General features: G+C 65.8%; 20 protein-coding genes. 17 read left to right on the top strand and 3 right to left on the bottom strand.

The window, feature by feature from the left end; translation table 11 throughout:
* Window positions 1-33: 33 nt before the first annotated feature.
* Genes nfsA through ACNSTU_RS12495 form a run of 3 tightly spaced genes read right to left on the bottom strand, consistent with a single transcriptional unit; the run spans window position 34 to window position 3,033 of the window.
* Entirely contained in the window at window positions 34-774 is a 741-nt protein-coding gene (nfsA, locus tag ACNSTU_RS12505) for an oxygen-insensitive NADPH nitroreductase (RefSeq protein WP_290634107.1), read from the bottom strand.
* Window positions 775-792: 18 nt separating this feature from the next.
* The gene (locus tag ACNSTU_RS12500; protein ID WP_290634106.1) at window positions 793-1,815 is read right to left on the bottom strand and encodes a phosphotransferase; all 1,023 of its coding nucleotides are present in this window, start codon (window positions 1,813-1,815) and stop codon (window positions 793-795) included.
* A gap of 12 nt (window positions 1,816-1,827) precedes the next feature.
* Complete coding sequence (locus ACNSTU_RS12495; RefSeq protein WP_290634104.1) at window positions 1,828-3,033, bottom strand: acyl-CoA dehydrogenase family protein; 1,206 nt, start codon at window positions 3,031-3,033, stop codon at window positions 1,828-1,830.
* A 218-nt stretch (window positions 3,034-3,251) separates the two neighbouring features.
* On the opposite strand from ACNSTU_RS12495, the gene ACNSTU_RS12490 reads away from it, so the two are divergent.
* The 17 genes from ACNSTU_RS12490 (at window position 3,252) to ACNSTU_RS12410 (ending at window position 22,319) form a co-directional block, all read left to right on the top strand.
* Window positions 3,252-3,770, top strand: coding sequence for a TRAP transporter small permease subunit (locus tag ACNSTU_RS12490; RefSeq protein WP_418212431.1), 519 nt, complete (start codon window positions 3,252-3,254; stop codon window positions 3,768-3,770).
* Window positions 3,767-5,071 (top strand): TRAP transporter large permease, encoded by a 1,305-nt coding sequence (locus ACNSTU_RS12485; protein ID WP_290634100.1) that lies wholly within the window; start codon window positions 3,767-3,769, stop codon window positions 5,069-5,071. Before ACNSTU_RS12490 ends, ACNSTU_RS12485 begins: the two co-directional genes overlap by 4 nt.
* Window positions 5,072-5,105: 34 nt before the next feature.
* On the top strand, window positions 5,106-6,287 hold the full coding sequence (locus ACNSTU_RS12480; protein WP_418212430.1) for an amidohydrolase: 1,182 nt from the start codon (window positions 5,106-5,108) through the stop codon (window positions 6,285-6,287).
* Between the two features lie 5 nt (window positions 6,288-6,292).
* Entirely contained in the window at window positions 6,293-7,120 is an 828-nt protein-coding gene (locus ACNSTU_RS12475) for an alpha/beta hydrolase (protein WP_290634096.1), read from the top strand.
* Window positions 7,121-7,507: 387 nt separating this feature from the next.
* Window positions 7,508-9,463 carry an AMP-binding protein gene (locus tag ACNSTU_RS12470; RefSeq protein ID WP_290634094.1) on the top strand — a complete coding sequence of 652 codons (1,956 nt, stop codon included), beginning with the start codon at window positions 7,508-7,510 and terminating at the stop codon, window positions 9,461-9,463.
* Between the two features lie 4 nt (window positions 9,464-9,467).
* Window positions 9,468-10,292 carry an ABC transporter ATP-binding protein gene (locus ACNSTU_RS12465; protein WP_290634092.1) on the top strand — a complete coding sequence of 275 codons (825 nt, stop codon included), beginning with the start codon at window positions 9,468-9,470 and terminating at the stop codon, window positions 10,290-10,292.
* Between the two features lie 2 nt (window positions 10,293-10,294).
* Window positions 10,295-11,191, top strand: a complete 897-nt coding sequence (locus ACNSTU_RS12460) for a branched-chain amino acid ABC transporter permease (protein ID WP_290634090.1) — start codon at window positions 10,295-10,297, stop codon at window positions 11,189-11,191.
* 3 nt (window positions 11,192-11,194) lie between these two features.
* Window positions 11,195-12,253, top strand: a complete 1,059-nt coding sequence (locus ACNSTU_RS12455; protein ID WP_418212429.1) for a branched-chain amino acid ABC transporter permease — start codon at window positions 11,195-11,197, stop codon at window positions 12,251-12,253.
* Between the two features lie 107 nt (window positions 12,254-12,360).
* Window positions 12,361-13,686, top strand: a complete 1,326-nt coding sequence (locus tag ACNSTU_RS12450) for an ABC transporter substrate-binding protein (RefSeq protein ID WP_418212428.1) — start codon at window positions 12,361-12,363, stop codon at window positions 13,684-13,686.
* A 63-nt stretch (window positions 13,687-13,749) separates the two neighbouring features.
* Window positions 13,750-14,577 carry an ABC transporter ATP-binding protein gene (locus ACNSTU_RS12445; RefSeq protein ID WP_290634870.1) on the top strand — a complete coding sequence of 276 codons (828 nt, stop codon included), beginning with the start codon at window positions 13,750-13,752 and terminating at the stop codon, window positions 14,575-14,577.
* Between the two features lie 40 nt (window positions 14,578-14,617).
* Window positions 14,618-15,862, top strand: coding sequence for a phenylacetate--CoA ligase family protein (locus tag ACNSTU_RS12440; RefSeq protein WP_418212427.1), 1,245 nt, complete (start codon window positions 14,618-14,620; stop codon window positions 15,860-15,862).
* A 67-nt stretch (window positions 15,863-15,929) separates the two neighbouring features.
* On the top strand, window positions 15,930-17,447 hold the full coding sequence (locus ACNSTU_RS12435; protein WP_418212426.1) for a CoA-acylating methylmalonate-semialdehyde dehydrogenase: 1,518 nt from the start codon (window positions 15,930-15,932) through the stop codon (window positions 17,445-17,447).
* Between the two features lie 9 nt (window positions 17,448-17,456).
* Window positions 17,457-18,617 (top strand): acyl-CoA dehydrogenase family protein, encoded by a 1,161-nt coding sequence (locus ACNSTU_RS12430; protein WP_290634865.1) that lies wholly within the window; start codon window positions 17,457-17,459, stop codon window positions 18,615-18,617.
* 45 nt (window positions 18,618-18,662) lie between these two features.
* On the top strand, window positions 18,663-19,439 hold the full coding sequence (locus ACNSTU_RS12425) for an enoyl-CoA hydratase (protein ID WP_290634863.1): 777 nt from the start codon (window positions 18,663-18,665) through the stop codon (window positions 19,437-19,439).
* The gene (locus ACNSTU_RS12420) at window positions 19,439-20,563 is read left to right on the top strand and encodes an enoyl-CoA hydratase/isomerase family protein (protein ID WP_290634861.1); all 1,125 of its coding nucleotides are present in this window, start codon (window positions 19,439-19,441) and stop codon (window positions 20,561-20,563) included. The genes ACNSTU_RS12425 and ACNSTU_RS12420 overlap by 1 nt, the downstream gene beginning before the upstream one ends.
* 53 nt (window positions 20,564-20,616) lie before the next feature.
* The gene (gene mmsB / locus ACNSTU_RS12415; protein WP_290637322.1) at window positions 20,617-21,519 is read left to right on the top strand and encodes a 3-hydroxyisobutyrate dehydrogenase; all 903 of its coding nucleotides are present in this window, start codon (window positions 20,617-20,619) and stop codon (window positions 21,517-21,519) included.
* On the top strand, window positions 21,516-22,319 hold the full coding sequence (locus ACNSTU_RS12410; protein WP_290637320.1) for a crotonase/enoyl-CoA hydratase family protein: 804 nt from the start codon (window positions 21,516-21,518) through the stop codon (window positions 22,317-22,319). Before mmsB ends, ACNSTU_RS12410 begins: the two co-directional genes overlap by 4 nt.
* Window positions 22,320-22,385 lie beyond the last annotated feature (66 nt).

The raw sequence follows: 22,385 nt of genomic DNA, 5'->3' as shown, positions 1-22,385 counted from the left end.
CTGACCACGCCAGCCCGCCCGCCGGTCCGTGCCTCACTTCATGGGGAAACCGCGCTCTTTCAGGAAGTCGCGCATGTGCGGTCGTGACTTCTGCGTGAACAGAACGCCGATCTGGTCGCTCCAGGTGGCGTCTTTCACGTTGCTGTTACGGCTGCGGTAGTAGGCGTTCATGGTCTGATCGAACGCGGCGATGGCTTCGGCGTCGCCGTCGTCGTTGTAGGTGTCCTCCTTGACGATCACTTCCAGCGGCAGGCGCGGCTTCACCTCCGGGTCCTGCTCCGGATAACCCATGCAGAAACCGAACACCGGGTAGACGTTCTCCGGCAGCTCGAGGATCTCGCTGATCTGGGCCGGGTTGTTGCGTACGCCCCCGATGTAGCAGATGCCGAGATCGGCGGATTCGGCCGCCACGGCCACGTTCTGGGCGAACAGCGCCGTGTCCACCGTGGCGATGATGAACTGCTCGGTCATGCCCTGCTGCACGCCCTCCACGCCAATGCGCTCGCAGGCGTCGAAGACCCGCTTCATGTCCGCGCAGAACACCAGGAACTCGGCGCAGCTCGCGACATAGGGCTGGCCGCCGGCCAGCTCAGCGATGGCCTCGCGTTTGCCCGCATCGCGTACGCGGATCACCGATGTCGCCTGCACGTGACTGGACGTGGCCGCGCTTTGACCGGCGCGCAGCAGCTCCCGGAACAGCGCCTCGTCGATGGGCCGGTCCTCGAACTTGCGGATGGAGCGGTGGGACTGGAGTAGCTCAATGACTGAGTTCATGGGGTCTCCCGTGTTGGTTCAGATCAGTTTCACGGCGGTTTCGCTCAGCGGCCGCGCCATGGCGCCGTACTCGAACGCCGTGTCGCTGGACGCATTGCCGTCCAGCGCGCGTTTCTGGATGCCCTGCAGTATGGCGGCGAGGCGGAAGTAATTGAAGACGATATAGAAATTCCAGTTCGGAATCTCGCTGATGCCCGCCAGCCGGCAGTACTCCGCCACGTACTCTTCTTCCGTGGGAATGCCGAGTGCCTTGCGGTCCAGATCACCCAGGCCGGGGATGGCCGCGTCCTGGGGCAGGCGCAGCTGCATGCACTGGTAGGCGATGTCGCCCCACGGATGTCCCAGAGTGGACAGCTCCCAGTCCAGCACCGCCAGCACGTCCGGTTTGTCGGGGTGAATGATGAGGTTGTCGATGCGGTAGTCGCCGTGGATCAGCGCCACCTGCCCGTCGTCCTCGGGCATGTTGGCCTCCAGCCACTGGATGAGCCGGTCCATGGCCGGGTTTTTCTCCGTTTCCGAGGCGTAGTACTGCTTGCTCCAGCGGTTGAGCTGGCGGGCGAAGTAGTTGCCGGGCTTGCCGAAGTCGGCGAGCCCGGCGGCGTCCACGTCGACACCGTGAATGGCGGCCAGAACCCCCGCCATGTTGCGGTAGATGGCCCTGCGTTCCTCGGAAGAGGAGTCCGGGAGGGCGCCGTTCCAGTGGATGCGCCCCTCCACGAACTCCATCACGTAGAACATGGAGCCGACCACGTCCTCGTCCTCGCACAGGAGATACATGCGCGGCACCGGCACCGGCGTGTTCTGCAGGGCCGCCATGACCCGGTACTCGCGATCCACGGCGTGGGCGGACTTCAGCAGCTCGCCCGGCGGCTTGCGCCGCAGGACGAAACGGCCACCATCCGCCGTGATCAGGAACGTGGGGTTGGACTGGCCGCCGGAGAACTTCCGGCACTCCTGAATGGTGCCGAAGCCGTCGATCCGTTCCGCCAGGTAGGGCTGCAGCCGCGAGAGGTCGAGCTGGTCCCGGGGTTGCTCGCTCATGGTGGTCTCTCCTCAGTTGCTGTACTGGCCGATGACCTGCTTGCCCAGGGCCATCATGTGCACCTGGTCGGGGCCGTCCGCCATGCGGCACCAGCGGGCGTAGTTGAACGCCTCGGCCATGAAGTAGTCCTCGGTGAACCCGCCGGCGCCGTGCATCTGGATGGCCATGTCCAGGACCTCGGAGGTCATCTGCGGCACCATGATCTTGGCCATGGCGATGAGGTCGCGCGCCTCCTTGGTGCCGTCGCTGTCCATCTTCGCCGCCGCGCGCAGGGTCAGCAGCCGGCACATTTCCACCTTGGAGGCCATCTGTGCGATGGACTCCCGCACGGAACCCTGCTGGCTGAGCTTGCGGCCGAACACCTCCCGGCTCTCGACGCGCTGGCAGGCCAGCTCGAGGGCGCGCTGGGCGGCGCCGATCAGCCGCATGCAGTGGTGGATGCGTCCCGGGCCGAGGCGCCCCTGAGCCACCTCGAAGCCGCGCCCTTCACCCAGCAGCAGGTTCTCCTTCGGTACGCGCACGTTCTCGAACAGCACCTCGGCGTGGCCGCCGGGCTCTTCGAAGTAGCCGAAGGTGCTCAGTGGGCGGATCACCGAGAGTCCGGGCGTGTCCCGGGGCACCAGGATCTGGGTCTGCTGCAGGTGGCGGTTGGGGTTGTCCGGGTCGGACTTGCCCATGACGATGAAGATCTCGCACCGCTCGTGCATGGCGTTGGTGATGAACCACTTGCGGCCGTTGATGACGTAGTCGTCGCCGTCCGGGAGGATGGAGGTCTCCACGTTGGTGGCGTCGCTGGAGGCCACGGCGGGCTCGGTCATGGCGAAGGCGGAGCGGATCTCGCCGGCGAGCAGTGGCGTCAGCCAGCGCTCGCGCTGGGCGTCCGTGCCGTACTTCATCAGCACTTCCATGTTGCCCGTGTCGGGGGCGTTGCAGTTGAACGCCTCGGCCGCCCAGAACACCCGGCCCATGATCTCGGCCAGGGGGGCGTACTCAATGTTGCTCAGGCCCGGGCCGTAGCGCTCGTCCGGCATGAACAGATTCCACAGCCCCTGATCCCGTGCTTTCGCCTTCAGCTCTTCCAGGATGGCCGGGGACTGCCAGCGCTGTTCCTTCGCCTGCCGGGCAAACACATGCTCGTTGGGGTAGACGTGTTCGTTCATGAATGCGGTGAGCTGCCGCTGCAGGTCCTGGACGTGCTCGGAGTGCTGGAAATTCATGGGGCTATCCTCCTCCTCTGTGATGTCTTTGTCTGCCGGCACGCCCTGAAACCGGCGCATGGCGCGTCATGGTGACGCATAAACCGGTTGACATGCCGTTCGCACCAAGTAGCTTGGTAACGGTGTTCTTGATAACACGAAACGCATAACACCATATACGAAAACCACTCCGAGCGGCCTTCCCAGGGTCGCAACAATGGAGTCATGGGGAGGAGAAAATGGCGCTTCTGGCGTGGATTGACCGGATCAATTCCACCCTGGGCAGGCTCGTCAGCTTCCTGATCTGGATCGGTATCGCGATCATCGTCTGGGAAGTCATCGCCCGCTACGTGTTCAACGCACCGTCGGTGTGGGCACAGGGCTATACCCAGCGGCTGTTCGCCTCGTACTTCATCCTGATCGGGGCGTTTACGCTGATCCAGGGCGGCCATGTCCGGGTGGACCTGCTGCTCAACACGCGTTCGCCACGCTGGAATGCGTTCACCGATCTTCTGAATGTCACGGTGCTCGTGATCTGGGGCGCGGCCCTGGCCTACGAGGGCTGGTTCTACTTCGAGGAAGCCTGGCAGTTCGGTGACCGGGACGATAGTGCGCTGGGCCACCCCATGTGGCCGGTGCATCTGGCTCTGTTCCTGGGGGTGGCCATGATTACCGTCCAGGGCGTTGTGGAGTTCATCCGGTCCGCCGTGCTGATGGTCCGTCCCGATGTTGATGTCAAGCGCCGAGGCATTGTATGAGTCCTGAGTTACTGACCATTGGCATGTTCGGATCCCTTCTGGTCCTGATCATGCTGGGGGTGTCGTTGTCCTTTGCCCTGGGCGGCATTGCCGTCGTCTTCACCCTGATTCTCAGCGGGCCCATGGGGCTGTTCTCGATGATTTCCGCAGTGTTCGGCAGCATGTGGTCCGTGCTGCTGGCGGCGATCCCGCTGTTTATCTTCATGGGGGTTGCCCTGGGGCGCTCCCAGATCTCCGCCGATCTCTACCGCGCCTTCTACCTCTGGTCGGGTCGGGTGAACGGCGGCCTGCTCATGGGCACCACCGGGTTCGCCTCGGTGCTGTCGGCCATGACCGGGAGCTGTGCGGCGTCCACGCTCACCACCGGCATGGTGGGCATGCCCGCCATGGACCGCCACGGGTACGACCGCAGCTTTGTGCTCGGCACCATCGGTGCGGCCGGCACACTGGGGATTCTTATCCCGCCGTCCATCACCCTGATCGTCATCGGCATGACCACCGGCATGTCGGTGGGCCGACTGTTCATGGGCGGGCTCGTGGCTGGGGTGATCATTCTGTTCGTGCTGCTGGCGTACGTGGCCATCCGCTCCTGGATGCGGCCGGAGCTGGCACCGTCCACCGGCGAGAGTGTGCCCATCCGCGACAAGGTGAAGGCGCTGCGCTCGGTGGTCGCGCCGCTGATGATCATCGTCGTGGTGCTGACGTCCATCTTCATGGGGCTGGCGACGCCCACCGAGGCGGCGGCCGTGGGTGCGTTGGCGGTGGTGATTGCCGTGGGGCTGCGGCGGGAGATCAACCTCAAGTTCATCCGCGAGGTCAGTTACTCCACTGCGTCCACAACCGGGATGGTGATCTGGATCGTCTTCGGCGCGGCGTCGTTCGTGTCCGTGTATTCCGGGGCGGGCGGCATCGACTTCATGCAGCGGGTGCTGCTGGGCATCGATGTGGATCCGTGGACGCTGATCCTGCTGATGCAGCTGTTCGCGTTGATCCTCGGCATGTTCCTGGATCCCATCGGGATCATCCTGCTGGTGATGCCGATCTTCTTCCCGGTGGTGCTCATGCTGGATTTCGATCCGCTGTGGTTCGCGATCATCTTCCAGCTGAACCTGTGCATCGGCTACATCACGCCGCCGTTCGGGTACAACATCTTCTACCTGAAGAGTCTGAGCCCGGATACGCCGATCCTGGATCTCTACCGCAGCGTCGCCCCTTACGTGGTGCTGATGCTGGCGTGCGGCCTGGTGTTCCTGATGTTCCCGAGCATTCTCATCGACAGCACGAACATGCTCCTGCGCTGATGCGCAGCGGGCCGTGCATCTGGAGGTAAGACCGATGGAGATCCCGGCCGACACACTGGAGCGACTCGTCGCGTTCCGTCGCGAGCTGCACCGCTGGCCCGAGCTCGGCTTTCAGGAGCAGGAGACGTCGCGCCGGGTGTGCGAGCAACTGGACGCCCTGGGCGTGGACTACGTCACCGGGCTCGCCGGCACCGGCGTCGTGGCCTGGCTGCAGGGCGCCCGTGGCGCCGGCGCCGGCAGCGTGGGCCTGCGCGCGGACATGGACGCCTTGCCGCTGGAGGAGCACAGCGGCGTGGAGTACGCCTCGCGCAATCCCGGGTGCATGCACGCCTGCGGCCACGACGGGCACACCACCATGCTGCTCGGGGCCATCGAGCACCTGCAGCGGTACAACGACTTCGACGGCACGGTCTACTTTGTTTTCCAGCCGGCGGAGGAGGGTGTCGGCGGCGGCAAGGCGATGGTCGGCGACGGCCTGTTCAGCCGCTTCCCCATGGACGAAATCTACGGGCTGCACAACGCACCGGGGCTGCCTCTGGGCCGGTTCGGCATCATACCGGGCCCGATCATGGCCGGCGGTGACCGTGTCGACATCACCATCCACGGCCAGGGCGGTCACGGCGGCATGAATCCGCACGGCTGCATCGACCCGGTGCGGATCGCCGCCGAGCTGATCCAGAAGGCGCACACCATCGTCTCCCGGGAGATCGACCCCCTGAGCCCGGCGGTGCTGAGCATCTGTGCCATCCAGAGCGGCAGTCTCGCCGGTTTCAACGTCATTCCGCACACGGCGACGCTTGCCGGCACCATGCGTTTCCTGGACCGCGCCACCGCCGAGCGCCTGCGTTCCTCGCTGCGGGCGCTGTGCGCCAGCCTGGAGCAGTATTACGGCGCGCGCATCGAACTGGCCATCGACGACACCTTCGCGGTTACCGTGAATCATCCCGAGGCCACGGAAGCCGGGATCGCCGTCATCCGTGACAGTTTCGGCGATGACGCCCTGCAGCCCAACCACCAGCCCAGCATGGGCAGCGAGGATTTCGCCTTCATGCTCGAGGCCTGTCGGGGTGCCTACATCCACGTCGGCGCCGGTGACGAGACCCACACCCACGGGCTGCACAGCCAGCAGTTCGACTTCAACGACCGCATCATCCCGGACGGTATCCGCCTGCTGGCGGGCCTCGCCAGGGAATCCCTGGCGAGGCAGGGCGGGTGACGGGCGTGGATGATGCCATCGAGTACGAGTACAACCCGCACATGCACGTGCCCGACGTGGCCGCCTACGTGGAGCGGGCCGCCCGGGCCAGCGAGCGGGCGCGGGCCTGTGTCGACGGCGTCTACGACGTGGCCTACGGTGAGCGGCCGCTGAATACTTGTGACATCTTCCCGGCCGGCCCTGATGCGCCGGTGCACGTGTTCCTGCACGGGGGCTACTGGCGTGGCCGGGACAAGGCGGACTACAGCTTCATGGCGCCGGCGTTCCTGGAGGCCGGTGTCACGCTGGTACTGCCCAACTACAGTCTGTGCCCCCATGCGGATCTCGCGACGCTCGTGCGCGAGACCACTGCCTGTTTCCACTGGCTCCGCGACCACGGCGGTGACTACGGCGACATGACGCGGCTGACCGCATCGGGGCACTCTGCCGGCGCCCATCTGCTGGCCATGGCCCATGCGCCGGATTTCGACGCCCCGGTTGCGCCGGGGCTGGTGCGTCGCGCGGTGCTGGTCAGCGGGTTGTTCGATCTGGCACCGGTCCGCCACACCACCGTCAACGCCGACATCGGGCTCGATGCCGCGACCGCGGAGGCGCTGAGCCCGATGCACCACCTCCCGCACACGGACCTGCCCCTGGCGCTCTACGTGGGCGGCGGCGAGACCGCGTCCTGGATCCAGCAGTCCAGGGACTTCCACACGGCCGTAAGCAAGGCGGGGTCGCGGGCTAGTCTGGAGGTGCTCGGCGACCACGATCACTACTCCATCGCCGAGGAACTGGGGGACGCACGGAGCCCCCTGGGGCGGGCGTGTATCGAGGCGGCGCTAGCGTCCTGACGGGCCCGCCGACCCGGTCCGGAACCTGCCTGCCCGTTGCGTTTCCCACCCCTCACCGATCCGGCACACGGCCCCGGAAGGGCGTGATGTGTCATTATCCGACACTGTGAAATCGAGCGCTTGCATTTGCCATCAGAGTGAGTAATCTGAGGGCGTAATAATGATTATAAATGCAGTCAATAAATAATAATCGACTGCATAAACAGGAGGAGAGTTCGCGATGAGGCACGTCGTTTCCGACGCCGTCCGTCCCGTTTCCATGGCCGGGCCCGTAAGCCCATCCGCTTTCCGTTCATTTTCCTTCCGCGTTGTTCGGCACGGCTGACCCGTAAGCTGCGTGAGTGGCTGTCGGGCCGTATGCGGTGATGCTTGCAAGGGGCATATGGTATGGCGGAAAACAGTAGGAACCGGAACGACACGTTCCCCAAACTTCTGATCCGGAACGCGCAGGAGCGCCCGAAGCGGGCGGCCATGCGTGAAAAGGATCTCGGTATCTGGCAGACGTGGTCCTGGGGTGACGTGCGCGACGAGGTCGAGGCGCTCGCGGGTGGGTTCAAGGCGCTGGGTGCCGGCCGGGGCGACAAGATCGCCATCATCGGCAACAACCGGCCCCAGCTTTACTGGGGATTCGCCGCGTCCCAGGCGATCGGTGCGGTGCCGGTGCCGGTCTACCAGGACTCGGCCGCCGACGAGATGCAGTACGTGCTCGACCACGGTGATGTGCGTTTCGTCTTTGCCGAGGACCAGGAACAGGTGGACAAGGTCCTCTCGGTGCGGGGTGATTTGCCCGGCATCGAAGCGATCATCTACGAAGATGGCCGCGGTCTGCACAATTACGACGAGCCGGGGCTGCAGTCGCTGGAGCAGGTCCAGGAACGCGGCCGTGAATATGCCCGCGCCAACCAGGGGTTCTTTGAAACCGAGGCGGCCCAGGGCAAGGGCGAAGACCTCTCGGTGATCGTCTACACGTCGGGCACCACCGGCCGCCCCAAGGGTGTGATGCTGAGCTATGACAACCTGCTCAAGTCCGCCGAGTATGCGGTTGCCTTCGACAATATCACCGAAGCCGACGAGAGCCTGGCCTACCTGCCCATGGCGTGGGTGGGGGATCACTTCCTCACGTACTGCCAGGGGTTCCTGGCCGGTTACTGCCTGAACTGCCCGGAATCGCCGGATACGGTCATGTCGGACCTGCGCGAGATCGGCCCGACGTACTTCTTCGCGCCGCCGCGGACCTGGGAAAACCTGATTACCAGCGTCATGGTGCGCATGGAAGATGCCAGCGCCATCAAGCGCCGCATGTTCCACTACTACCTCGGGCTGGCGCGCCGCGTGGGTGTCGACATTCTCGAAGGCAAGCCGGTGTCCACGCTGGACCGAATCAATTACGCCATCGGCAACCTGCTGGTCTACGGGCCGCTGCGCAACGTCATGGGCTTCTCGCGCATCCGGGTCGCCTACACCGCCGGTGAGGCCATCGGCCCGGACATCTTCGATTTCTTCCGCTCCATCGGCATCAACCTCAAGCAGCTCTACGGGCAGACGGAGTGCTCGGTGTACCTCTGCCTGCAGAAGGACGATGACGTGCGCCCCGACACGGTGGGGCCGCCGGGAGAGGGCGTGGAGATCGATCTGGACGCCAACGGCGAGGTCCTCTATCGCAGCCCGGGCGTGTTCATGGGCTACTACAAGAACGATGAGGAAACCGAGAAGACCAAGACGCCGGATGGCTGGGTGAAGAGTGGCGATGCCGGCATGTTCACCCCGGATGGCCATCTGCGCATCATCGATCGCGCCAAGGATGTGGGTCGCCTGAATGACGGCACCATGTTCAGTCCGAAGTACGTGGAGAACAAGCTCAAGTTCCACCCGCACATCATGGAAGCGGTCGCATTCGGCCACGAGCGCGACTCCGTGATGGCCTTCATCAACATCGATTTCGAGGCGCTGAGCAACTGGGCCGAGCGCAAGAACATCGCGTTTACCGGTTACGTCGACCTGGCGGGCCGGCCGGAGGTCTACGAGCTCATCAAGGAAGAAGTGGAGGCGGTCAACCAGGATCTGGCTTCGGACCCGGAGCTGGTGCCCATCCAGGTGTCGCGCTTCCTCATCCTGCACAAGGAACTGGATCCGGATGATGGCGAGATCACGCGGACCCGCAAGGTGCGCCGACGCATCATCAACGAGCGCTATCAGACGCTGATCGACGCGCTCTACAACGGTGACGACAGCGTGCATGTGAAGGCACCCGTCACCTACGAGGACGGCAGTACCGGTGTGCTGGAAGCAACCCTGCGCATCAGTGACGCCAAAACCTTCCAGCACATGAGCAAGGCGGGATAGGCCCATGGCAACAGCACAAGCACAACTCAAGGCCCACAGGGGCCAGGCGGGGGAGTCGCTGCTCAAGGTGGAGAACGTATCGCTGGCCTTCGGCGGTGTCCGCGCACTCCGGGACGTCAGCTTCGAGGTCAAGCGTAAACAGATCTTCTCCATCATCGGGCCCAACGGCGCCGGCAAGTCGTCGATGCTGAACTGCATCAACGGCTTCTACCACCCCAACAGTGGCACCATTACCTACAAGGGCAGGCCGCGCCGGCAGATGCGCCCTTACGAGGCGGCCAACCAGGGGATTGCGCGGACGTTCCAGAACATCGCCCTGTTCAAGGGCATGAGCACCCTGGACAACATCATGACCGGCCGTCACCTGAAGACGAAGGCGACCCTGCTGGAGAACGCCCTGTGGCTTGGTCGGGCACAGCGGGAGGAGATGGAGCACCGCCGCTTCTGCGAAGAGATCATCGACTTCCTGGAGATCCAGGCCTACCGCAAGACGCCTGTGGGCACGCTGCCCTACGGGCTGCAGAAGCGGGTCGAGCTGGGGAGGGCCCTCGCCGCGGAGCCGGAGCTCCTGCTCCTGGATGAGCCCATGGCGGGCATGAACCTGGAGGAAAAGCAGGACATGGCCCGGTTCATTCTGGATGTGAACGACGAATTCGGGATGACCATCTGCCTGATCGAGCACGATATGGCCGTGGTCATGGATCTGTCGGATCACATCGTCGTTCTCGATCATGGCGAGAAAATCGGTGAAGGTGGACCTGAAGAGGTCAGCTCCAACCCGCGTGTGATCGAAGCGTACCTGGGAACCAGCCAGGAACAGGAGGCCTGACCATGCCGATGGAATTGTCGTTCTTCATTGAAGTCCTGATCGGCGGTCTGCTGGCCGGGATGATGTATTCGCTCGTGGCGCTCGGGTTCGTCCTGATCTTCAAGGCGTCCGGTATCTTCAACTTCGCTCAGGCTGCCATGGTGCTGTTCGCGGCGATGTTCATCGCCGGCATGAATCAGCGCTACGGTGTGCCGTTCTGGCTGGCCATTCCCATCACCATCGTGTTGATGGTCGGTGTCGCCTGGATTATCGAACGAGTGGTGCTACGGCCCCTGGTCAACCAGGAACCGATCATCATGTTCATGTCCACGATCGGTATCTTCTTCGCCCTGATCGGGTTTGCCGAAATCATCTGGGGCAGCCGTTCCCGTTCCCTGGACGTGGGCATCCCGCAGGATCCGATCTTCGTTGGCGACATGCTCTTCCAGAGCTACGACCTGGTCGCCGGCGCCATCGCCATCGTCCTGGTGCTCATGCTGGCGGTGTTTGCGCAGCGCACGCGCATGGGGCGGGTGCTCCGGGCCGTGGCGGATGATCACCAGGCCGCACAGGCGGTGGGGATTCGCCTGAGTACCGTCTGGGTGGTGGTCTGGGCCATTGCCGGGTTCGTGGCCGTGGTGGCGGGTGTCGTCTGGGGTGGCAACCTCGGCGTGCAGCCGGTCATGGTCGACGTGGCCTTCAAGGCGTTGCCGGTGCTGCTGCTGGGTGGGCTCACGTCCATCCACGGCGCCATCATCGCCGGCCTGATCATCGGCGCCGGCGAGGCCATGGCCGAGGTCTACCTCGGGCCGATCATCGGCGGCGGCATCGACAACTGGTTTGCCTACGTGATTGCCATGGCGTTCATGGTGTATCGGCCGGAAGGCATGTTTGGCGAAAAGATCATCGAAAGGATCTGATCCATGCTTTATCGCGAATCCGGACAGTTCAAAACGACGTACGCCGCCGACCAGGCCATGCTGCCCATCCGGCAGGACCAGATCTTTCTGGCCCTGGTCATCCTCGTGGCCATCGCTATTCCGTTCCTGGTCTCCAACTATGTGATCCAGGCGCTGCTGCTGCCCTTCCTGATCTACTCGGTGGCGGCGATCGGCCTCAATATTCTGGTTGGCTACTGCGGTCAGATCTCGCTCGGTACGGGCGGGTTCATGGCGGTGGGTGCATTCGCGGCCTGGAACCTGCTGGCACGCATCCCGGAGATGCCGCCGCTGGTGGCCTTCGTCCTGGCGGGGCTCATCGCCGCCGGCACGGGGGTGCTCTTCGGCCTGCCGGCGCTGCGGATCAAGGGGTTCTATCTGGCGGTGACGACGCTGGCGGCCCAGTTCTTCCTGATCTGGTTGCTGCAGCGGCCCTGGTTCGTGGGTTACAGCCCCACGGGTGTCATCTCGGCCCAGACCATCGAGATCCTCGGCTGGCGCATCGACACCCCTGTGGACCGCTACCTGTTCGCCCTGGCGGTGGTGATCATCATCGCCCTGGCGGCCAAGAATCTAGTGCGTAGTGCCACAGGGCGAAAATGGATGGCCATACGCGACATGGACGTGGCGGCGGAGATCATCGGCATCCGGCCCATGCCCACGAAGCTGAAGGCGTTCGCGGTGAGCTCCTTCATTGTCGGCATCGCCGGGGTGCTCTGGGCCTATCTCTACCTGGGTCAGCTCGAGGCGGAGGCGTTCGATATCTACACCTCCTTCGACGTGCTGTTCATGGTCATCATCGGCGGCCTCGGTTCGATTCTCGGGAGCTTCCTGGGGGCGGCCTTCGTCGTCATCGTGCCGATCCTGCTGAACACCGTGCCCAGCGCCATCGGGCTGCCACTTGGTACGGCAATGATCAGCTATATCGAGATCTTCATCTTCGGTTCGCTGATCATCTTCTTCCTCATCGTCGAGCCCCATGGGCTGGCACGGTTGTGGAGTATCGCGAAGCAGAAACTGCGGCTGTGGCCCTTCCCGTACTAGACGGGAAGGCCAGGCCGATACAGGCTTCTGGAGGGTATGACCACGGCCATCGGGTTGTGGCATCCGGAGTGTCAGACGGGTCCTGAGCCCGTATGGAGGAGAAAGCAATGAAAAAATCAGTGACCGGTAAGCTGAGTGCGGTCGGTCTGGGGGCGATCATAGGCATGACCAGCCTGTTCGCGGCCCAGGCGCAGGCCGAAGAACAGTATCTGCCCAGTCTGGTGTATCGCACCGGCCCGTTCGCGCCGAGTGGCGTCGGGTTCGCCGATGGCTTCGCGGACTACGTGCGGCTCATCAACGAACGCGACGGCGGCATCAACGGTGTGCGCATCCGCATGGAGGAGTGTGAAACCGCCTACGCCAATGACCGCGGCGTGGAGTGCTACGAGCGGCTCAAGGATCGCGGCAATGGGGCCACCGTGGTGGCGCCGCTGTCCACGGGCATCACCTACGCGCTCATCCCGCGTGCCAAGGACGACAACATCATCGTGCACTCCATGGGTTACGGCCGTGCCGACGCCGCCGACGGCCGCGTGATGGACTGGGTGTTCATGGTGCCGACCACCTACTGGTCCAGCACCACGGTGACCATGGCGTACATTGCCGAGCAGGAAGGCGGCTGGGAGAACCTGGAAGGCAAGACCATCGTCCACGCCTACCACGACTCCGCCTACGGCCGTGAGCCCCTGGGTGTGCTGCGCGGCTACGCCGAAGAGTACGGCTTCACCCTGGAAGAGATGGCCATCTCGCCCCCGGGCGTGGAGCAGCGCTCGGTGTGGACCCAGATTCGGCGTATGCAGCCGGACTGGGTGTCGCTGTACGGCTGGGGTGTCATGAACCCCACCGCGATCCGCACGGCTGCGTCCGTTGGCATCGACCGCGAGCGCATCATCGGCGGCATCTACGCCGCTCAGGACGACGCCGTGGAGCCGGCGGGCAGTGCCGCGGAGGGCTACAAGGCCGTGACCTTCCATGGCCCCGGGCGTGACTACCCGATCTACGATGATCTGGAAGAGCACGTCTACGGCCCCGGTGACGAGGCGGGCGACGGCGACCAGATCGGCAACATTGCCTACAACCGCGGCCTCATCAACGCCGCCTACATCGTCGAAGCCTGGCGTCAGGCGCAGGACGAGTTCGGCGAGGGCGAGGTCATGGGTCGCGACGAGACCAAGTGGGCCTGGAACCAGCTCACCATCTCCGAGGAGCGTACCGAGGAGCTGGGCATGGCTGGTCTGATGCCACCGGTCAACGTGACCTGCGAGGACCACGAGGGTGGCGGTCTTGCCCGCATCCAGCAGTGGGACGGCGAGCAGTGGAACGCCCTGACCGACTTCATGGAGCCCGACATGGATCGGATCTTCCCGCTGTACCGGGAGTCCGCCGAGAGCTTCGCCGAGAGCGAAGGCCTCGAAATCCGGGAATGCGACTGAGTCAGTGCCGCACGTGCCGGGGCGCCCTGCGCCCCGGCAACGGCTCATTTCGGAGGCAAGTCAATGGCGGAACAAACCGGCCAGGAGAAGCCGCTCCTGGAGTTGCAGAACATCGAAGTGGTCTACAACCACGTGGTGCTCGTGCTCAAGGGCGTCTCACTGCAAGTCAAGGAAGGGGATATCGTCGCCCTGCTCGGCGGTAACGGTGCCGGCAAGAGCACGACCCTGAAGTCCATTTCCGGGCTGCTGACCGGCGAGCGTGGCGAAATCACGCGCGGGTCGCTGACCTACGATGGCGAGGACATCAGTCACGTGCCGGCCCCGGCGCGGGTGGAGCGCGGGCTCTCCCACGTCATGGAAGGGCGGCACGTGTTCGAACACCTGACCGTGGAAGAGAACCTGCAGGTGGGCTCCTACAGCCGCAGGATCTCCAGTGCTCAGGCAGAGGAGGAGATCGAGCGGGTCTACGAGTACTTCCCGCGGCTGAAGGAACGGCGCAAGTCCACGGCCGGCTATACCTCCGGTGGCGAGCAACAGATGCTCGCGCTGGGGCGGGCGCTGATGGCCAAGCCGCGCATGATCCTGCTGGACGAGCCGTCCATGGGGCTGGCACCCCAGCTCGTGGAGGAGATCTTCCAGATCGTCTCGCGGCTGCGCCGCGAAGAGAAGGTGACCTTCCTGGTTGCCGAGCAGAACACCAACGTCGCCCTGCAGCACGCCGACTTCGGCTACATCCTGGAGAACGGCCGCGTGGTGCTCTACGGCACCGGCCGGGAGCTGCGCGAGAACGCGGACGTGAAGGAGTTCTACCTGGGTGTCGGCTCCGGCGAAGCCCGCAAGAGCTTCCGCGACGTCAAGCACTACCGCCGCCGCAAGCGCTGGCTGGCGTGAGCCGCCGGCGCCCACCTGTGCACGGGAGAGGAGTTGGATCGTGAGTGACAACGGCTATTACGACGCACGCGAGACCCGGTCTGCCGAGGAGCGGCGCGCCGAGCAGCTGGCCACCGTGAGAGAGGTGCTCCGGCACGCCCGCGAGCGGTCCCGCTACTGGTCGGCGACCCTGGCCGATGTGGATCCGGACGCCATCCAGACCCTGGAAGACATGGCGCGGGTTCCGCTGACCCGCAAGGCCGACATTCCCGGCCAGCAGGCTGAGGATGCGCCGTTTGGCGGCATGGAAGCGGCGTCCATGAGCGAGCTGTCGTACGTGTTTCAGTCGCCAGGCCCCATCTACGAGGCGGCCGAGGCGAAAGGCGACTACTGGCGGTTCGGCCGCGCGTTCTGGGCCGCCGGGCTGCGCCCCGGGCAACTGGTCCACAACACCTTCTCCTATCACCTGACGCCCGCCGGCATGATGATGGACAGCGGCGCTCGCGCCGTGGGCTGCCCGGTCTTCCCCGCCGGCATCGGCAACACCGACGTGCAGGTGGATGCCATTGAGCGGCTGCGTCCGCAGGTCTACGGCGGTACGCCGTCGTTCCTCAAGGCGCTGCTGGACAAGGGCCAGGAGCTGGGACGCGATGTCTCCTCCATCGACCGTGCACTGGTTGGTGGTGAACCGCTGAGTGCCAGCCTGCGCGAAGAAATGGCCGGGCGCGGCGTGCGCGTACTGCAGGCCTTCGCCACCGCCGAACTCGGGCTGGTGGCCTACGAAACCGAACACCTGGACGGCCTCATCACCGATGAGGACGTGCTGCTGGAAGTGGTCCGGCCGGGCAGCGGCGAGCCCGTGGCCGAGGGCGAGGTGGGCGAGATGGTGGTGACCGTGCTGCGCGCGGGCGCCTTCCCGGTGATCCGCTTCGCCACCGGTGACCTCACCGCCTTCCTGCCCGGACCGAGTCCCTGCGGGCGTACTGCGCCGCGCATCAAGGGCTGGATGGGCCGTGCCAACCAGACCACCAAGGTCAAGGGCATGTTCGTTACGCCCGAGCAGATCAACGCCATCATGGCGCGCCACCCGGAGATCAGCCGCGCGCGGCTGGTGGTGACGCGCGAGAACGAAAAGGACGCCATGACCCTGAACGTGGAGTCCACTGTCTCCGACGCGGCGTTCGCGGACACGGTGGCCGAAACGCTGCAGGCCATCACCAAGATGCGTGGCGGCGTAGACATCAAGGCCGCCGGCGAGCTGCCCAACGACGGCAAGGTGATCGCGGACGAGCGCGCGTTCGACTGAGTGGGCGCCGCCGGGATGACCGTGCGTCACCAGTAATCCCTGCAGAGGCAGGGTGCGAGGAGGAGTCATGAGCACAGTGCGGAGCGATGCGGCGCGGAACGTGCCGCTGCTGATCAATGGCGAGTTCGTGCAGAGCACCACGAGCGACTGGATCGACGTCACCAATCCCGCGACCCAGGAGGTGATCGGCCGTGCCCCGGTGACTACCGACGCCGAGATGGCCCGTGCCGTCTCCGCCGCCGAGGATGCCTTCGTCACCTGGCGGCACACACCGGTGCAGGAGCGCATGCGCTGCCTCATGCGCTATCAGGCGCTGCTGAAGGAGCATCACGACGAGCTTGCCGAGATTCTCGCCAGTGAGACCGGCAAGACCATGGCCGACGCCAAGGGCGATGTCTGGCGCGGCATCGAAGTCGTCGAGCACGGCTGCAGCATGCCCACGCTGATGATGGGCGAGACCACCGAGAACGTCGCCCGCGGCATCGACACCCACAGCATCGTCCACCCCATCGGGGTGTGTGCCGGCATTACGCCGTTCAACTTCCCGGCCATGATCCCCCTGTGGATGTTCCCGTTGGCCGTGGCCTGCGGTAACACCTTCGTGCTGAAGCCCTCGGAGCAGGATCCGCTCACGCCGACGCGGCTGGCGGAGCTGTGGCAGGAGGCGGGGTTCCCGGCGGGGACGCTGCAGGTGGTCCACGGTCGCAAGCCGCAGGTGGACTATCTGCTCGAGGATCCGGCCATCAAGGCAGTCTCCTTCGTGGGCTCGGTGCCGGTGGCGACGCACGTCTATCGGACCGGCACCCACAACCTCAAGCGCGTGCAGTGCATGGGCGGGGCGAAGAACCATATGGTGGTCATGCCCGATGCCAACAAGGACCAGGTGATCAACCACCTGGTGGGCGCCTCCTGTGGCGCCGCCGGCCAGCGCTGCATGGCCATCTCCGTGGCCGTGCTGGTGGGCGAGGAGACCCGCGGCTGGATGGACGACATCCGCAAGGCCGTGGCGAGCATCCGCCCCGGGCCTCCCAGCGACTCCGATGCCGCCTACGGGCCGCTCATCAGCCCGGCCGCCAAGGAGCGGGTGGAGCAGTTGATCGGCACCGCGGAGCCGGAAGGGGCCAAGTTGCTCCTGGACGGCCGCGGGCACACCGTGGACGGCTACCCCGACGGCAACTGGGTCGGGCCGACGCTGATCGATGACGTCACCCCGGAGATGACGGTCTACAAGGAAGAAATCTTCGGGCCGGCGCTGCTGGTCATGCACGTGGATTCCCTGGAGGAGGCCATTGCCCTGGTCAATACCAACCCCTACGGCAACGGCACCTCCATCTTCACGCGCTCCGGCGCGGCCGCGCGCAAGTACCAGCACGAGACCGAAGTCGGGCAAGTGGGGGTGAACATTCCCATCCCGGTCCCGGCGCCGTTCTTCTCCTTTACCGGTGGCAAGAACTCCTTCTTCGGCGATTTGCACGCCTACGGCAAGCAGGCGATCCGGTTCTATACCGAGACGCGGACGGTGATCAGCCGCTGGCCGGAAGAGGATCTGCCGAGCGGACCGAACATGACCATCTCCATGCGATAGGGGACGGCCATGGACTTCGAGCTCAACGACGATCAGGTCGCGTTCCAGGAGACCGCGCGCGAGTTCGCCGAGCGCGAACTGGCACCCAACGCGGCACGTTGGGACGAGGAGTGCATCTTTCCGGTGGAGACCCTGCGTCTCGCCGGCGAGCTGGGCTTCTGTGGTGTCTACTGCCCCGAGGACGTGGGCGGGCTTGGCCTGTCCCGCCTGGATGCGACCATCATCTTCGAGGCCCTGGCCGGTGGCTGCACCTCGACCACGGCCTACATCACCATCCACAACATGGCCACGTGGATGGTGGCCACCTTCGGCCAGGAGGCGGTGCGTGAGGCCTGGTGCCCGCAGCTCACCGCCGGCGAGAAGCTGGCCTCCTACTGTCTCACCGAGCCCGGCGCCGGCTCCGATGCGGCGTCGCTGCGCACGAAAGCGGTTCGCGACGGCGACGGCTACCGGCTCACCGGCAGCAAGGTGTTCATCTCCGGGGCCGGCGAGACCGACCTGCTGGTGGTCATGGCGCGCACCGGCAGGGAAGGCGCCGGTGGCGTCTCCGCCTTTGCGGTTCCCGCGGACGCCGAGGGCATCACCTACGGACGCAAGGAAGGCAAGATGGGCTGGAACAGTCAGCCCACCCGCGGCATCACCTTCGAGGACGTGTTCGTGCCCGAGGCGAATCGCCTGGGCGGTGAGGGTGACGGCTTCAAGATTGCCATGAAGGGGCTGGATGGCGGCCGTCTGAACGTGGCCACCTGCTCCGTGGGCACCGCTGCCGCCGCGCTCGACGCGGCACGCCGCTACGCCGCAGAGCGCAAGCAGTTCGGCCAGGCCCTGGCGGAGTTCCAGGGCGTGCAGTTCAAGCTCGCCGACATGGCCACGGAACTGGTCGCGGCCCGGCAGATGGTGCGCCTGGGCGCCGCCCGGCTGGATGCGAAACACCCGGAGGCCACCACCTACTGCGCCATGGCCAAGCGCCTGGCCACGGACCTGGGCTTTCGCATCTGCAACGAGGCCCTGCAGATCCACGGTGGCTACGGCTACATCCGGGAGTACCCCCTGGAGCGCCACGTGCGCGATGTGCGCGTGCACCAGATCCTGGAGGGCACCAACGAGATCATGCGCGTCATCATCGCCCGCCGCCTGCTGGCGCCGGGCAGCGAGAACCTGCTGGCCTGAGCGCTCCGCCGGGCCGGCCCACCAACTGAAGAGATCGGGGACACCATGGCTTTTGACAACCTCATCACCGAGAAACGCGACGGCATCGGCGTGATCACCCTCAACCGCCCCAAGGTGCTGAACGCCCTCAACAGCGCCCTGATGCGCGAACTGGGCGAGGCCCTGACCGCCTTCGACGGCGACGACGACGTGGCCGTCATGGTGATCACCGGCAGCGAGAAGGCGTTTGCCGCAGGGGCGGACATCAGCGAGATGCAGAGCAAGGGCTTCGCCGATGTCTACAAGGAAGACTTCATCACCAGCGAGTGGGAGCAGATCCTGCGCTGCCGCAAGCCGGTGATTGCCGCTGTGGGCGGCTATGCCCTGGGCGGTGGCTGCGAGCTGGCGATGATGTGCGATTTCATCCTGGCGGCCGACTCGGCCAAGTTCGGGCAGCCGGAAATCAAGATCGGCGCCATCCCCGGCTCGGGCGGCACCCAGCGCCTGACCCGGTTCGTCGGCAAGTCCAAGGCCATGGAGATGTGTCTCACCGGCCGCATGATGGATGCCGACGAGGCCGAGCGCTCCGGGCTGGTGAGCCGGGTGGTGCCGGCGGACCAGCTGCTGGACGAGGCCATGAAGACCGCCGGCCAGATCGCCGGGCTGTCCCGCATGGCCGTGAGCATGTGCAAGGAGTCCGTGAACCGCTCCTACGAGACCACCCTCTCGGAAGGCGTGCTGTTCGAGCGGCGCGTATTCCACTCCGTGTTCGCCACCGAAGACCAGAAAGAGGGCATGGCGGCCTTCGTCGAGAAGCGTGCCCCGCAGTGGAGGAACCGCTGATGGTCGACGAAAGCCCCGTTGTCTTCGAGGCCGTGGCCACCGCCGACGGCCAGCGCGTCATGCGCGTGCGGCTGAACGCCGAGAAGTCGCTGAATGCCCTCAGCCAGGCCATGATCGACGCCCTGCAGCCGGCCCTGGACGAGTGGGCCACCGACCCGTCGGTCGCCGCCATCTTCCTCGAGGGGACCGGCGAGAAGGCGTTCTGTGCCGGCGGCGACGTGGTCAGCCTCTATCACGACATGAAACAGCGCGCCCTGGGCGAGCCCGCGCCGGTGGCGGAGCACTTCTTCACCACGGAGTACCGCCTCGACCACCTGGTGCATACCTACCCCAAGCCCATCGTCTGCTGGGCGGACGGCATCGTCATGGGCGGCGGCGTCGGGCTGCTGGCGGGCTGCAGCCACGGCATTCTCACCGAGCGCTCGCGGCTCGCCATGCCGGAGATGCCCCTGGGCCTGTTCCCGGATGTGGGTGGCACGTACTTCCTCAACCGCATGCCGGGGCGCACCGGCTATTTCCTCGGGCTCACGGGCGAGCACGTGTTCGGCACGGACATCTTCGCCCTGGGGTTGGGCAACTACATGATCCAGTCGGATCAGCGCGAAGCGGTGGTGGACGCGATGGCGGCCGCCAGCTGGGGCACCGACGAACGCGACCGGCACGAGACTGCCAGCCGGGTGCTCGGCGACCTGTGGCGGGCGAAGGACGCCACCGGCGAGACGCCGTTCATGGACCGCTACGCGCGCATCCAGGAACTCACCGATCACGCCACGCCCGGTGCCGTGATGGCGGCGATCCAGTCCGCCGCGGAAAACGAAGAGTGGCTGCAGTCCGCCGCCAAGGGGTTCAAGCGGGCCTGCCCGGTGTCACTGGCGGTGTTCGACCGCCAGTACCGCGGGGGTCGGCACCTGTCGCTGGTGGAGTGCTTCCGGCGTGAGCTCTGCATGGCCGTGCAGTCCTCGCGGCGGCCCGACTTCCGCGAAGGCGTGCGGGCGCTGCTGGTGGACAAGGACCGCAGCCCGGCCTGGTCGGTACCGTCCCTGGCGGAGGTACCTGACGATGTGGTCGATGCCCACTTCGTGCTGCCGGCGGATTACAAGGCAGACCCGCTGGCGGATCTGTAACCGGCGGCGCCTGCGGCGCCCCCGTCACCTACATGGTCTGGAGGAGAATCGCCATGGCGACGATCGGTTTCATCGGACTGGGCAACATGGGCGGCCCCATGGCCGCCAACCTGGTCAAGGCTGGACACGCCGTGCGTGTGTTCGATCTCTCGAAAGAGGCCGTCCAGCGGCTCGAGGGTGCGGGGGCCACCGGGTGCGCCAGCGCGGCCGAAGCTGCCACCGGCGTGGAGATCGTGGTGACCATGCTGCCCGCGGGCCGGCATGTGCGCGAACTCTACCTGGGCGAGGGCGGCTTGCTGGCCACCGCCGCCAGGGGGACGCTGCTGGTGGACTCCAGTACCATCGACGCCGATACCGCCCGCGCCGTGGCCGCCGAGGCGGAGCAGGCCGGCTGCCCCATGATTGATGCCCCGGTCTCCGGTGGTGTCGCAGGGGCGGAGGCCGGCAAGCTCATCTTCATGGTCGGCGGTGAAACCGCGCCGGTGGAGCAGGCGCGACCGGTGCTGGACATCATGGGCCGGGCGGTGTTCCATGCCGGCCCAGCCGGTGCGGGCCAAGTGGCGAAGATGTGTAACAACATGCTGCTGGCCATCAGCATGATCGGCACCTCCGAGGCCATCAACCTCGGTATCGCCGAGGGGCTGGACCCCAAGGCCCTGTCCGACATCATGCAGCAGAGCTCCGGCGGCAACTGGGTGCTGAACGGCTACAACCCGCACCCGGATGTCATGGACGGCACCCCGGCGTCGCGAGGCTACAGCGGCGGGTTTGGCACGGCGCTGATGTTGAAGGACCTGGGCCTGGCCATGGACGCTGCGCTGAAGGATGGCAAGGCGACCCCGCTCGGGGCGCTGGCGCGCAACATCTACGCCCTGCATGACGCAGCCGGGAACGGCCACAAGGACTTCTCCAGCGTCATCCAGTTCCTTGAGAACGGCGGAAGCACGCAGCAATGACAGCGGTTCGCAGCGAGAAGAGCGGCGCCGTCACCACCGTGATCCTGGATCGGCGGCAGGCCCGCAACGCCGTCGATCCCGATACCGCCCGTGCGCTGTATCAGGCGTTCATGGATTTCGAAGCCGATGATGACGCCAGCGTCGCCGTGTTCCACGGCGAGAACGGCACCTTCTGTGCCGGCGCCGACCTCAAGGCCGTCTCCTCCGGTGCGCTGGAGGAGTACCTGGGTGAGCTGGAGCCGCCGGCGGGTCGCGCGATCACCGGTTCACCCGGGCCCATGGGGCCGTCCCGCCTGCAACTGAGCAAGCCGGTGATTGCCGCCGTGTCGGGCTACGCCGTGGCCGGCGGCATGGAGCTGGCGCTGTGGTGCGACATGCGCGTGGTGGAGGAGAACGCCTGCTTCGGCGTCTACTGCCGCCGCTGGGGCGTGCCGCTGATTGATGGCGGCACCTTGCGGCTGCCACAGATCATCGGCCTCGGCCGCGCCATGGATCTGATTCTCACCGGCCGGACCGTGGCCGCCGATGAAGCCCACGCCATGGGGTTGGCGAACCGCGTCGTGCCGGAAGGACAGGCGCGCGCCGCCGCCGAGGAACTGGCGCAGGAGCTGACCCGCTTTCCCCAGCTGTGCATGCGTATCGACCGGGCGTCGGCCTACGCGCAGCATGGCGCCGCGGCGGGGGATGCGCTGCGCAATGAATACCAGCAGGGCCTGCGTGCCCTGCGCGAGGAGGGCGTCGCCGGCGCCGGCCGTTTCGCGTCCGGCCATGGTCGTCACGGCGATTTCGGAGATCTGTGAGGCGTGATGGCCACGGACAGGGGCAGGCAGCCGCAGCGTTCCGGCCCCGGGCGTGCGCCCGGGCGC

The sequence above is a fragment of the Aquisalimonas sp. APHAB1-3 genome (assembly GCF_048323695.1).
Taxonomy (GTDB): domain Bacteria; phylum Pseudomonadota; class Gammaproteobacteria; order Nitrococcales; family Aquisalimonadaceae; genus Aquisalimonas.
Note: the sequence above shows the minus strand (reverse complement) of the source record. Positions and strands in the feature narration are given on the sequence as shown.